Here is a 12,786-nt window from a genome sequence, read left to right on the forward strand (position 1 = left end):
CGTAATTCGGTCGCTGAGCATGTTTGTCAGTATCCGAAGCGTCGCGTACTCATGAATCCGGGTCGACCCTCACACACGAAATGGCAACTTGTGGGTCGGAGTTGCGATACTTTGCTTACCACGGCCTTTCGGAATCACCGCCAGGTGCTGCGTGACAGGGGAATACCCTGTCTTTTTTTTTCTGCCAGAAAGTATGTATGATGACCTATCTTTTGCAATATTTACTAATTAAGGGCGCCGGAAAATCCATATCGACACAAGGAAATTCGGCACGTTTACAGGCAGGAATGCGAACGGGATCACCTACCTGATTCGAGGTGCGTGCCCCGGCGGCAGGTAAAGCGGAGCGCGCTCGCATCCAGTCGTCAAATTCCGCGCGAGTGATGGTCGCGTGCCGCCGGGGCGGCCGCCGCTCGCGCCATTTGCAGGCGGTACCTACACATCATGTCCAGGAAGTCATCCATCAGCGGAGCGGCCGACCTGCAGCGCAGGCAGTGGCTCAAGGTCGCGGGCGCGTCGGTCGCGGCGGGCGGGCTGGCACTCGGCGCCGCACGGGCGAAGGCCGATGCGGCGCCGGCCGTCGGCCATGACGCAGGCGTGCTCGACGTTGCAATCGTCGGCGCCGGGCTGGCCGGCCTGACGGCCGCGCGGGACCTGCGCTACGCGGGCTGCGAATCGTTCGTCGTGCTCGAGGCGCGCGATCGAGTGGGCGGCCGCACGCTGAACTACGACGTGGGCGGCGGGTATGTGACCGAGGTCGGTGGCCAGTGGATCGGCCCGGGCCAGACGGCCGTCGCCGATCTCGCCCGCGAGTTGGAAGTTGGCACGTTCCCGAGCTATTACGCGGGCAAGACGGTCATTCTCGGTGGCGACGGGCGCGCGGAGATCGACCTGCAGGGCACGTTCGGCACCGACGAAACCGTCGCGGCGAAGCTGAGCAAGTTGTCGCGCGACGTGCCGTCCGGTGCGCCGTGGACGTCGCCGAAGGCCGGTGAGCTCGACCGGCTGTCGGTCGGCGACTGGCTCGCGACGCAGGGCATCAAACCGGAAGACCGGATGGGTTGGAACTCGTCGATCTCGCTGTCGGGCGGCGTCGCGCCGGCAAAGATGGGGCTGCTGCACTTTCTGTCGATGATCAATTCCGCCGACTGCGATTACTCACAGCTCGACTCGATCAGGCACAGCGCGCAGGAAACGCGTTTCGTCGGCGGCTCGCAGATTCTCAGCACCCGGATGGCGCAGCAACTGGGCGACAAGGTGCGGCTTTCGTCGCCGGTGCGCCGGATCGTCGGCTGGGATCGCGACGTCGTCACGTTGCAGACCGATCGCGGCACGGTGCGCGCGAAGAAGGTCGTGATGGCGCTCCACCCGGCGCTGTGCCACCAGGTGCAGTTCGACCCGCCGCTGCCCGAAGGGCGCAACGCGCTGCAGCGCGCGTGGCCGGCCCATTCGCCGGCGCGCAAGACGGCGATGGTCTACCGCCGCCCGTTCTGGCGCGATAAGGGATTGAACGGCCACCTCTTCCAGACCGACGGGCCGATCTTCTGGGCTTACGACAATTCGCCGCCGGGCGGCGAGATCGGCGTGATCAACGCGTTCGTCCGGAATGCGCTGGTGCCGTCGGACCCGCAGGCCGCGAAGCAGATGCTCATGGATCTGTACGCGCAGGCGTGGGGCGACGACGCGCGCGCGCCGGTGTCGTACCACGACCGCGACTGGGGGCTGGCCGACCCGTGGACGCTCACGTGCATATCGGCGATCCCGCCCGGCTTCTGGAGCGCGCACGGCGAAGCACTGCGCGCGCCGTGCGGCAACCTGATCTGGTCGGGTACCGAGACCGCGAACATCTGGGCCGGCTACATGGACGGCGCCGTTCGATCGGGTCACCAAAGCGCGCTTCAGGCGCTCAATGCGTTGCGTCGTGCTTAGGAGAGCGAAGATGAAGAAACGCATACTGCTGCTCGCGGCGCTCGTGGTGATCGGTGCGCTGCTGGCGTTCTATGGGCCGACGCTGCTCGGCTTTTACCGACTGCAGAACCATATCGATACGGCGGCACAAGCCGACGAGGCCGACGGCGGCCCGTGGCCGCGTGTGACCGACGCGTGCATGAACTGCCACGGCGTGAAGGGTACGTCACTCAGCCAGGCGTATCCGAGCCTCGCCGGCCAGCCGACCCAATACGTCACCGGACAGCTTCGCGCTTTCGCGAGCGGGCAACGCGCGAACCCGACGATGGGTCCGCTTGCGATGACGATGAGCGAAACCGAGATCGCTCGTCTGGCCGAATACTATGCGAAGCAGGCGCCGGAGGATAACCGCTATTTCAAACCGGACGCGCGGCTGCGCACGAAAGGCGAGCAGCTGGTGACGGGCGGCGCGTGTGCTGCCTGCCACGGCGCGCGGCTGACGGGGCAGGCACAGTTTCCGCGTCTCGCCGGGCAGGGCTATGACTACCTGCTCGCGCAGCTCGACGCGTTCGCGAACGGCTCGCGCAGCGAGGCGACGGGCACGATGCAGCGCGTTGCGAGAGGGATGTCGGTGGCCGATCGTGCGGCGGTCGCGACGTATCTCGCGAGCGCCAGCCCACGCAAACAGTGAATCATCGAACGCAATCGACCTCGGGAGTTCTCATCATGGATCACAGATCACTTGTCCTTTGTCTTTCCAGTGCGACGCTTGCGATGACGACGGGCGTTTACGGTTTGAAGTTCGTCCGCAAGCGCAATTTCCTGCTCGGCTTCGAGTGGTGGATCGTCACGATCTCCGCAACCAACGCCCTGATCTTTTTCGCGACGGAATCCCCGGTGTCGTACGGCATCTCGCACTTTCTCGATGCATTCTCGCGAGGGTTCGGGATGCCGGTCATTGCGGTCGCGGGGCTGATGGCTGTCACTCACGGCTACCGGCCGTCGGTGCGGCAGGACGTGTTGCTGTTCGTACTCGCCGCCGCAGGCACGGTCGTGCTGGTTACGGCCGGCTTCCTTCAACACGTGCTGCCGTATTTCTACGTGACGATGTGGACGTTGCTCTCGATCTATCTCGTCGGCTTCGTGATGCGGCTGCTGCGCGCCGGTCACGCGTTCCATGCGCTGACGACGGCGGTCGCGCTTGTCGCTTCGCTCGCGATCGCATGCATCTACGACTTCTACAAGATACCGGGCGAGGAAACCAACGTCGTGTTCAACTTCTACGTCCTCGCATTGCTCACGTGGTCGTACTTCACGGTCGTTCTCTATTACGCGTATTGCGCGCTGGGGAAACAGAGTGGGCGAAGTCAGGCCGGGTCGGCCGTATTGTCGTATCCGAAATGAATAGCTGTACTGAAAACGTGATCGAGATTCGAAAATCGTGGCTGACCGGAGACGGGGTATGCCGATGGACGTACCTCGGCTGACCCGTGTGCAGCGACGGAGCGTGACGCGCGAACGCCTGATCGGTGCCGCACGCGTGATCTTCGCGGAGAAGGGGTATGTGGCCGCGAGCGTTGAAGACATTGCGGTGGCGGCCGGGCATACACGCGGCGCGTTCTACTCGAACTTCCGCAGCAAGACGGACATGCTGTTCGAACTGCTGCGGCGCGATCACGACGAGGCTGCGGCTGCGTTGCAGCGGATTGCCAATACGCATGACTCGGCCGACGGTGCGCAGCACGCGATGCTCGCGTACTGGCGGCGGTGTACCGCGCGGCATGCGCCGCGCCTGATGTGGCTCGAAGCACAACTTCAGGCGGCGCGCGACCCGCAGTTCCGTGCGAGGTTTGGCGCGTTCCTGCGCGACCGGCAGGCGCTGGCGGTCGCCTGCATCGACGCTTACGCGGTGCGCGCCGGCGTGTCGCTGCCGTTGCCTGCACAGGTGCTGGCGCTCGGCCTGACCGCGTTGTGCGACGGCGTGCAGTCATGCAGTGCGGTCGATGCGTGGGGCACCGACGACGCGCTGGCCGACGCGGTGCTGGTCGGCTTCCTGACGCACACGGTGTTCGGCTGCGTGAGCAGGTGACGTTGCTACGAAGTGACGGTCGTGCTTCGTCGCAAGCTTGTATGAATACCGAAAGCCGATTGTCATGACGGGTCGGTGGCCCGCGCGATGCGCGTTCGATCATGCAGACGAAACAGGGAATACCCCGGCTTTATCTTTTTTGTGATTTTGTCATGATGACCTAACATAGTCATCATGTTCCACTAAAGGTGCCGGCTGTGATGGATCGCCGCCGGTGGTTGTTGGACGAATCAGGAGATTGACGATGGATGCAGTGACGCGGAAGGCCTTCTTTGAGAATGGGGCCGTACTTATCGAAGGGGTGCTCAACGAAGAACAACTCGCGCAATGCCGTGCAGCGTTCGACTGGGGGATGGAGAACCCAGGCCCGATGGCGTCGACACTGCTCGACGGCACTGAGTACAAGTCGCACAACGACAACGCGAATCCGTATGCGAAGGCACGGCTCGACGAACTCGTCGGCACGCTCCCGTTCGGGCAGTTGTTCGCCGATCTTTGGGGCTCGAAGCACGTGTGGTACTTCGCGGAAGAGCTGTTCATGAAGGGCGGCGGCAAGAGCGCGCGTTCGCCGTGGCACCAGGACACGTCGTACCTGCCGTGGCAAGGGATGCACTTCGGCAATGCGTGGATCAGCTTCGAGGGCGTGCCGAAGCGCAATGCGCTGGAGATCGTGCGCGGCTCGCATCGCGGCGTACGCCACGACGGCACCACGTTCCAGAACGCCGAGGATCCGACCGACCCGTTGCACGGCGGCGACGTGTGGCCGCGCCTGCCGAACATCGAAGCCGAGCGCCGCGCGACGCCGGATGCGTACGACATCCTGTCCTGGGAAACCAAGCCGGGCGACGTGCTGCTGCTCCATCCGGGCGTGCTGCACGGTGGCGGCGCGGTCGATGCGGCGTTCCCCGATCGCCATACGCTCGTGCTGCGCTTCTTCGGCGACGACGCAGTGTTCAGTCCGCTGCCCGACGAAAGCCGCTCGGGCTTCACGCCGGCCGGCGTGCTGTTCGTCGAGGAACTCGCCGGGCTGAAGGCTGGCGATCCGTTCCGCGCGCCGTGTTTCCGTCAACTAGTCTGAGCAGGGAGACTTTCATCATGACAGCAACCCCGAAGCGGCAATCGATTGTTCCGTCCGCGTTCCAGCCCTGGTACGAAGCGTACCACTTCTCGCCGGCGACACGCGTGGGCGACCTGATCTGGGTCTCGGGCCAGGTCGGCCTCGACGCGCAGATGAAGCCGGCCGACGGCGTACAGGCGCAGGCACGGATCGCGTTCGAGTGCCTGAAGATGATCCTCGAGGAGGCCGGTGCGAGTCTCGCCGACGTCGTCGAGCTCACGACCTTCCACACGGATCTGCAGAGCGAGACCGAGGGTTTCGCGGCAGTCAAGGACGCGTATTTCCCGAACCGCTATCCATCGTGGACCGCGGTCGGCGTCACGCAGCTGGCGTTGCCGGGACTGTGCGTCGAGATTCGCGCGGTGGCGGTAGCAGGTTCGGGCAAGGACTGACGGCGGTAGCGGCGGATTTCCGGAGGGACTCGCGTTCTACATGAATCGCAGTCCTGAATGAAAGATGAAAGCGAATCACCGAAAGCAATGCGATCGGCAGGCGGCCGGCCGGAACCCGGTCGGCTGCGATCAGGGAGCGACGCAGTCGTCGGCTGACGAAGGCGATCGAAGCAAACGCGTTTCGCCCACAACGGGCGAGCGAAGGCGGAGTGGGAAGGAGAACCGTGATGAAGAAGCATCGTTTCTGGGCTGTGTCCGCGATCGCGGCAGCAGCATGTGTCGCGATCGGCACCGCCGTCGCGGCGGACGACCTGACGCCGGCCGGCGCCGACCGTGCCGCGAGCAAGGACGGCACGGTGCCGGCCTATGCGGGCAAGCAGCCGCCCGATGCAGGTTGGGAGTGGGGCAAGGTGCGCGGCGATTTCTGGAAGCATCGCAACGAGAAGCCGCTTTATTCGATCGATGCGGCCAACGTTGACAAGTACGCGGACAAGCTGTCGCCTGGCCAGGTCGCACTGATCAAGCAGAAGAAGGGCTACAGGATGGATGTCTATCCGTCCCATCGCGAATGCCAGTTGCCGGACGTCGCCGAGCAGAACTCGAAGGCGAACCTCACCGCCGCCAAGCTGGATTCGACCGGCGAGAACCTCGCATCGGCCGTGTTGCCGGGCGTGCCGTTCCCGCAACCGAAGAACGGCGTCGAAGCGATCCTGAACTACGAGATGCGCTATCGCGGCGTAGGTGTCGACTGGGCGCAGGTCGCCACGGCCATTTCGCCGCGGCCGGGCAGCAGCGAATGGATCGATGCCGTCGGACCGCAGACCCTTTACTTCCCGTCCGCGAAACTCGGCAAGAGCTCACCGCAGGACGTCGACCAACTGAGCATGGCCGTCTACTTCCAGATGAACTCGCCCGCCGCGCTGGCCGGGCAGGCTTTCGTCCAGCGGCAGTACTTCAACAAGGATTCGGAAACCTACTACTACTTCCCGGGCCAGCGGCGCGTGCGACGCATGCCGGCTTATACGCACGATGCGCCGTTGATCGGGTTCGAGAACCAGTACCTGATCGACGAGGGGAACATGTTCAACGGCTCGCTCGACCGATTCAACTGGAAGCTGGTCGGCAAGAAGGAAATGATCGTTCCGTACAACGCGTTCGGCATGTACAAGTTCAAGAGCAAGCTGCACGATGTCGCGACACCCGACGGCCTTGCTGCCGCGAACCGTCGCTACGAGACGCACCGCGTGTGGGTCGTCGAGGCGACCCTCAAGCCGAGCGCACGTCATGTCGCGTCGAAGAAGGTGTTCTATCTCGATGAGGACAGCTGGCTCGCGCTCGTCGGCGAGGACTACGACGCGCAGGGCAAGTTGTGGAAGGTACGGGAAAGCTACCCGATTCCCGTGTGGGAAATCGGCGGCACCTGCGACAACGAGCCGCTCGCGCAGTACGACATGATCAACGGCCGCTACGTGTTCGACGCGTCGTCCATCGGTCAGGGCAAGGATATCCGCTGGCTCGAGCAGCCGGACGACCCGCGCTTCAAGTCCGATTTCTACTCGGCGGAATCGCTGCGCTCCGTAAGCGAGCGTTGACGGGAGTCAACTGACGAACACAAGGACCGGCGCGCGCGACGCGCCGGCATTGAACAGGGGAGGAGCGGATCATGGAACCGGAACGGATAATCAGGAATGCTACGGTATGGATCGCGGTCGCGGGTACGGGTGCTGCGGCGTCTAGCGCCTACGGCTACGATTTCACGATGGGCAATGGTGACCTGCAGGGCTCGTGGGTGACGAACTTGACGGCCGGCGCCGGTATCCGGACCAAGAACCCGAGCTGTTCGCTCACCGGCGATCCGAATGCATTTGGCTGCGGCGCGGCGGCGAACACCAATCAATGGGGCTACGCGGACAACGGCGACCTGAACTACCGGAAAGGCCAGCCGTTCAGCACGTACATCAGCGCGACCAGCGAGCTGCTGCTGAAGATGCCGAGTGAAGGGCTGAAGTTCATGGTGCGCGGCACTGGCATGTACGACTTCCTTGCCGGCAATACGAACCGCACACCGTTGTCTAGCACGGCCGCTGCGCAGGTGGTGTACAACGCCCAACTGCTTGACCTGTGGGCGCAGAAGGATTTCACGATCGGCGGGCGCAACGCGCACGTGCGGCTCGGCAACCAGGTGATCAACTGGGGCGAGAGCATGTTCGCGCAAAGCGGGATCAACGCGACGAACTCGATCGACGTGCAGAAGCTGCTGATTCCCGGCTCGCAGCTCAAGCAGGCGCTGCTGCCCGCGCCGATGGTGAGCTTCGCTTCAGACCTGTCGCACGGGTTCAGCACCGAGGCCTATTACCAGTTCCAGTGGAACGGCAACCGCTACCCGCCGGTCGGGTCGTACTGGTCGGTGACGAACGGCTTCGGTCGCGGCGCGGAACCGTTCACGATCAACACGAACAACCTGAACGTGACCGGCCCGAGCGCGGGCACGATCGCCAACGCAATCGGCGGACCGGGCGCGGCCGGCAACCAGGACACGCTCAACGCGATCAAGAACGGGCTCGTGAACGGCACGTATGCCGGGCCGCCGTTCAACGACATCGGCCTGCCGAGCACGACGAACCTGCCGGCGAAATACCGGCCGCAGTTCGGCGTGAAGTTCAACTACTCGCCGCGCTCGTTCGACGCGAACTTCGCGTTCTACTACCTGAACTACACCGACAAGTCGCCGGTGCTCGCGTCGCTCGCGAACGGGACCGAGCAATGGTCGTATCTCGGCCGGCGGCAACTGTTCGGCGTCAGCGCGAACTTCGGGCTCGGACCCTGGGCGATCGGCACCGAGCTGTCGTACCGGCCGCGCGACGCGGTCGCGCTGTCGAGCTGCTACGGCGCAGGCGGCCCGCTCGACCTGAACACGAACGGCGTGGCCGGCACCGACTGTCAGCAATGGGTCGACAAGAAAAAATTCCAGTACGACATCAACGGGCTGCTGGCGCTGACGCGCAGCGAGTATCCGTTCCTGAAGCTGCTCGGCGCCGATTCGGCTGCGCTGACCTGGGAACTGACCTGGATCTACTACCCGGGCCTCGGCTCGAACGTGACGCGCACGATCGACGGGCAGACCGTCACGCAGGTGCCGCAGACCGGCTACCTGCCGTGGCTGAACAACGGGTCGGCGGCAGGTTACCCGATCGGGATGGGGCAGGGTACGTCGAGTTCGGTCGGCGCGACGATCGATTTCAACTGGACCTATGACGGCTCGTTGATTCCCGGCTGGCAGGTCACGCCCGGCGTGACGTTCTCCGACGGCCTGTACGGCTATACGCCGACGTTCACCGCGAATTACATGCAGGGTGCGAAGTCCGTGAACGTCTACGTGCTGTTCAACCAGAACCCGCCGAACTGGCAGGCCGGCATCAACTTCACTGCGTTCTGGGGCGGCCACAACACGGTGGGCCAGCCGTACGCGGACCGGAATTTCGTCGGGTTGTTCGTCACGCGGAATTTCTGACGACGGCGGGATCGCGGGCGGCGTGCGTCGCGCGTCGCCGCAACACATGAGGGAGTAAGGTCGTGCTCAATCGTCTGGTCAGTCGCCTGGAAAGGCTTTTCTTCGGTCATCGCGCGCTCGTGCTCGTGGCGATCGCGTTGTTCACTGTTGCGATGGCTGTGTTCGCCGTGCAACTGCGCATGGATGCCGGTTTCGAAAAGCAGATGCCGATCGGGCACGAGTACATCCGCACGTTCCAGCAATACCGGAACGACCTGCTCGGTGCGAACCGGATCACGGTGGTGGTGCGGGCAAAGCAGGGCTCGATCTGGACGCCGGCAGGACTGACGCGGCTGTACAAGGTCACGCAGGCGGTCACCTACCTGCCGAACGTCGACCGGATCGGCGTGCGGTCGCTGTGGACGCCGAATGCGTTCGTCAACGAGGTGACCAACGAAGGCTTTCGTGCGGAGCCGATCATTCCCGGCACGATCACGCCGGACCAGCTGACCCCGGAAGGCGTCGCGAAGATCCGCCGCGCGACGACGCTCGGGGGTTATGTCGGCACGCTCGTGTCGCATGGCGAGGACAGCGCGATGATCACCGCCGAGCTGAATGAGCGCGACAGCGCCGGCAAGGTGCTCGACTACGTCGCCTTCAACCGTTTGCTCGAACAGAAGATCCGCCAGCCGTTCGAGGATGCCGGCTACGAGATCCAGATCATCGGCTTCGCCAAGCAGATTGGCGATATCGCGGACGGCGCGACGGCCGTGCTCGGCTTCTGCGCGGTCGCGTTGCTGCTGACCACGCTCGCGGTGTACTGGTACTGCCATTCGGTGCGCTTCACGGTGTTGCTGATCGCGTGCTCGCTGACGTCGCTCGTGTGGCAGTTCGGCACGCTGAAGCTGCTCGGCTTCGGCCTCGATCCGCTCGCGGTGCTGGTGCCGTTCCTCGTGTTCGCGATCGGGGTATCGCACGGCGTGCAGCAGGTGAACTTCATCGTCCGCGAGATCGCACACGGGCAGAGTTCGTTCGATGCGGCGCGACACAGCTTCAGCGGCCTGCTGATTCCCGGCGTGCTCGCGCTGATTACCGCGTTCGTGTCGTTCATCACGCTGCTGCTGATTCCGATTCCGATGGTGCGCGAGCTGGCGATCACCGCGTCGCTTGGCGTCGCGTACAAGATCGTCACGAACCTGATCCTGCTGCCGGTGGCCGCGTCCTGCTTCAACTTCACGAAAACCTATGCGGACAACTCGCTGAAGCGTGCGCAGCAACGCGCGAAGCCGCTGCGCGTGCTGGCACGGGTGGCCGAGCCGAAGTACGCGGGCATCGCCGTCGTGCTGACGGTGGCGATCTTCGCGCTGGCTGCCTGGCAAAGCCGCGACCGCGTGATCGGCACACTGCAGCCGGGCGCGCCCGAGTTGCGCGCGGACGCACGCTTCAACCGCGACGCCACGGCGATCGCCGGCAACTACGACATGGGCCTCGACTGGCTGACGGTGGCGATCGAATCGAACGGCAAGGCCTGCGACAACCCGGCGGTCGGCCTGTACGAAGACGACTTCTCCGCCGCGATGCGGACCGAACCCGGCGTCGTCTCGGTGCAGTCGTACTCGGCGATGCTGCGCGCGTACAACCAGGGCTACAACGAGGACTACCCGAAGATGAACGTCGTGCCGATCGATCCCGAGAACTATGGGGCGGTGTCGGTGGACGTGTCGCGCGTGAAGGGCTACATGAACCGCGACTGCGGGATGACGGCCGTCCATCTGTTCCTGACCGACCACAAGGCCACGACGATCAACCGCATCCTCGACGACGTGAAGCAGTATCGCGCGTCGCATCCGTTCCCGGGCATCACGGTGCGCCTTGCGGCGGGCAATGCGGGTGTGCTGGCGGCGACCAACGACGAGGTTGAAAAGAGCGAACTGCCGATGATGCTCTACGTCTATGCGGCGATCCTGATCCTCGTATTCCTGGCCTACCGCGACTGGCGCGCGATGCTCGCCTGCTGTCTGCCGCTGTCGGTCGCGACCTTCATCGGCTACTGGTTCATGAAAGAGCTGCAGATCGGGCTGACGGTCGCGACGTTGCCGGTGATGGTGCTGGCCGTCGGTATCGGCGTCGATTACGCGTTCTACATCTACAACCGGCTGCAGGTGCATCTCGCGGGCGGGCAGGACATCGTGAAGGCGGTGCAGCACGCGATGCTCGAAGTGGGCGTCGCGACGATCTTCACTGCGATCACGCTGGCGATCGGCGTCGCGACGTGGAGCTTCTCGGCGCTCAAGTTCCAGGCCGACATGGGCAAGCTGCTCGCATTCATGTTCATCGTGAACCTGGTGATGGCGATGACCGCATTGCCCGCGCTTGCTTCGCTGCTCGAGCGCTGCTTCCCGCGCCGCAAGCCTGCCCGTGCGCCGGGCCTGTTCAGCCATTGAAGCTTGTGATCATCCTGACGGAGATTCGATCATGGTCAAGACGTTAGCTGTTTGCGCCGCACTTTGCATCGCGGCGGCAGCCTTCCCTCGATTTCGTGAAGCGGCCGCGGGCCCGGCCGCGACGGCTCATGCGTTCGCGAACGACGCAAGACGCGTCGGTGTGCGCAACACCGCGGTCGACGGAGCGGGCGTCGCACCGTCATCGAACGACGGCAACGCCGAACGGCAGGCGGCGGTGCCGGGTGCGGGCAGGCCGCCGATCGTTGTGCTCGGCGTAGCGCATGCCGGCTGGTCGGATCTGTTCAACCACTGATGCCCGCGCACACCACTACAGAGACTCACCATGATCAAGACGCTAGTTGCCTGTGCCGCGCTCTGCGCCGTCGCCGCTGCCTTCGCGCAACCGCAGGACGGAACCGTCGCGGCCTGGGCCGCAAAGCCCGCGCATGCGTGGACCGCACCGACGCACATGATGCTGACCGACGCAGCGCGCGCCGGATCGCGGATCGTCGCGGTCGGCGAGCACGGCATCGTGCTGTTGTCGGACGATGACGGCAAATCCTGGCGGCAGGCGCGGCGCGTGCCGGTGTCGGCGACGCTGTCGGCGGTGTCGTTCGCCGATGCGAAGCACGGCTGGGCCGTCGGCCAGTGGGGCGCGATTCTGGCGACCGACGACGGCGGCGACACGTGGGTCACGCAGCGGCTCGACACGTCGGTCGACCAGCCGCTGTTCTCGGTGCTGTTCACGAACGCGCAGGACGGCATCGCGGTCGGGCTGTGGTCGCTGCTGCTGCAGACGCATGACGGCGGCAAGACGTGGGCGCGTACGACGCTGCCGAAGCCGCCCGGCGGCGGCAAGGCCGACCGCAACCTGTATCACGTGTTCGCCGACGCCACGCACGCGCTCTACATCGTGTCCGAGCAAGGGATGGTGCTCAAGTCGTCCGACGGCGGCGCGAACTGGGCCTATCTGCCGACCGGCGGCAAAGGCACGTTGTGGACGGGCGTCGTGATGCCCGACGGCAGGATCGTGGTGGGTGGGCTGCTCGGCAGCCTGTTTGAAAGCCGCGACGGCGGCGCGACGTGGGCCGCGCTGAACGTCGGCACGCATAGCTCGATCACCGATCTCGTCGCGACGGGTGGCGGTCTGGTCGGTGTCGGCCTCGATGGGCTGACGTTCGCGCAGCGCGTCGCGGGCGGCCCGTTCGACGTCGCGCAGCGCGCCGATCGCGCGACCCTCACTGCCGCGCTGATCGATACGCGCGGCAAGCAGGTGCTGTTTTCGCAGGACGGCGTGCTGGCTGCACCGTGAGTCGAAACAGCTTCAGATAAACAAGGAAGGATGG

Annotated in this window: 11 protein-coding genes; all 11 read left to right on the forward strand. The window is 64.7% G+C overall.

Annotated elements, in window-relative coordinates; genetic code table 11:
• The first annotated feature begins 444 nt into the window (after positions 1-444).
• Complete coding sequence (locus tag KEC55_RS30750) at positions 445-1,929, forward strand: flavin monoamine oxidase family protein (RefSeq protein ID WP_282508806.1); 1,485 nt, start codon at positions 445-447, stop codon at positions 1,927-1,929.
• Between the two features lie 10 nt (positions 1,930-1,939).
• On the forward strand, positions 1,940-2,599 hold the full coding sequence (locus KEC55_RS30755; RefSeq protein ID WP_282508807.1) for a c-type cytochrome: 660 nt from the start codon (positions 1,940-1,942) through the stop codon (positions 2,597-2,599).
• 35 nt (positions 2,600-2,634) lie between these two features.
• Complete coding sequence (locus tag KEC55_RS30760; RefSeq protein WP_282508808.1) at positions 2,635-3,312, forward strand: hypothetical protein; 678 nt, start codon at positions 2,635-2,637, stop codon at positions 3,310-3,312.
• A 64-nt stretch (positions 3,313-3,376) separates the two neighbouring features.
• Positions 3,377-3,997, forward strand: a complete 621-nt coding sequence (locus tag KEC55_RS30765; protein ID WP_282511478.1) for a TetR/AcrR family transcriptional regulator — start codon at positions 3,377-3,379, stop codon at positions 3,995-3,997.
• Positions 3,998-4,241: 244 nt separating this feature from the next.
• Positions 4,242-5,075, forward strand: coding sequence for a phytanoyl-CoA dioxygenase family protein (locus KEC55_RS30770; RefSeq protein ID WP_282508809.1), 834 nt, complete (start codon positions 4,242-4,244; stop codon positions 5,073-5,075).
• 17 nt (positions 5,076-5,092) lie between these two features.
• Positions 5,093-5,506, forward strand: a complete 414-nt coding sequence (locus KEC55_RS30775; RefSeq protein ID WP_282508810.1) for a RidA family protein — start codon at positions 5,093-5,095, stop codon at positions 5,504-5,506.
• Positions 5,507-5,733: 227 nt separating this feature from the next.
• Complete coding sequence (locus KEC55_RS30780; protein ID WP_282508811.1) at positions 5,734-7,098, forward strand: DUF1329 domain-containing protein; 1,365 nt, start codon at positions 5,734-5,736, stop codon at positions 7,096-7,098.
• A 71-nt stretch (positions 7,099-7,169) separates the two neighbouring features.
• Positions 7,170-9,017, forward strand: coding sequence for a DUF1302 domain-containing protein (locus tag KEC55_RS30785; protein ID WP_282508812.1), 1,848 nt, complete (start codon positions 7,170-7,172; stop codon positions 9,015-9,017).
• A 62-nt stretch (positions 9,018-9,079) separates the two neighbouring features.
• On the forward strand, positions 9,080-11,440 hold the full coding sequence (locus KEC55_RS30790; protein ID WP_282508813.1) for an efflux RND transporter permease subunit: 2,361 nt from the start codon (positions 9,080-9,082) through the stop codon (positions 11,438-11,440).
• A complete protein-coding gene (locus KEC55_RS30795) occupies positions 11,415-11,753 on the forward strand; it encodes a hypothetical protein (RefSeq protein WP_348995701.1) in 339 nt (112 codons plus the stop codon). Before KEC55_RS30790 ends, KEC55_RS30795 begins: the two co-directional genes overlap by 26 nt.
• Positions 11,754-11,783: 30 nt before the next feature.
• Positions 11,784-12,752, forward strand: a complete 969-nt coding sequence (locus KEC55_RS30800; protein WP_282508814.1) for a WD40/YVTN/BNR-like repeat-containing protein — start codon at positions 11,784-11,786, stop codon at positions 12,750-12,752.
• Positions 12,753-12,786 lie beyond the last annotated feature (34 nt).

The sequence above is a fragment of the Burkholderia cepacia genome (assembly GCF_029962485.1).
Lineage (GTDB): Bacteria > Pseudomonadota > Gammaproteobacteria > Burkholderiales > Burkholderiaceae > Burkholderia.

Excerpts from the sequence above, each read along its gene's own strand:
- KEC55_RS30750 (WP_282508806.1), top strand. The coding sequence starts at position 445 with ATGTCCAGGAAGTCATCCATCAGCGGAGCGGCCGACCTGCAGCGCAGG.
- KEC55_RS30755 (WP_282508807.1), top strand. The coding sequence starts at position 1,940 with ATGAAGAAACGCATACTGCTGCTCGCGGCGCTCGTGGTGATCGGTGCG.
- KEC55_RS30760 (WP_282508808.1), top strand. The coding sequence starts at position 2,635 with ATGGATCACAGATCACTTGTCCTTTGTCTTTCCAGTGCGACGCTTGCG.
- KEC55_RS30765 (WP_282511478.1), top strand. The coding sequence starts at position 3,377 with ATGGACGTACCTCGGCTGACCCGTGTGCAGCGACGGAGCGTGACGCGC.
- KEC55_RS30770 (WP_282508809.1), top strand. The coding sequence starts at position 4,242 with ATGGATGCAGTGACGCGGAAGGCCTTCTTTGAGAATGGGGCCGTACTT.
- KEC55_RS30775 (WP_282508810.1), top strand. The coding sequence starts at position 5,093 with ATGACAGCAACCCCGAAGCGGCAATCGATTGTTCCGTCCGCGTTCCAG.
- KEC55_RS30780 (WP_282508811.1), top strand. The coding sequence starts at position 5,734 with ATGAAGAAGCATCGTTTCTGGGCTGTGTCCGCGATCGCGGCAGCAGCA.
- KEC55_RS30785 (WP_282508812.1), top strand. The coding sequence starts at position 7,170 with ATGGAACCGGAACGGATAATCAGGAATGCTACGGTATGGATCGCGGTC.
- KEC55_RS30800 (WP_282508814.1), top strand. The coding sequence starts at position 11,784 with ATGATCAAGACGCTAGTTGCCTGTGCCGCGCTCTGCGCCGTCGCCGCT.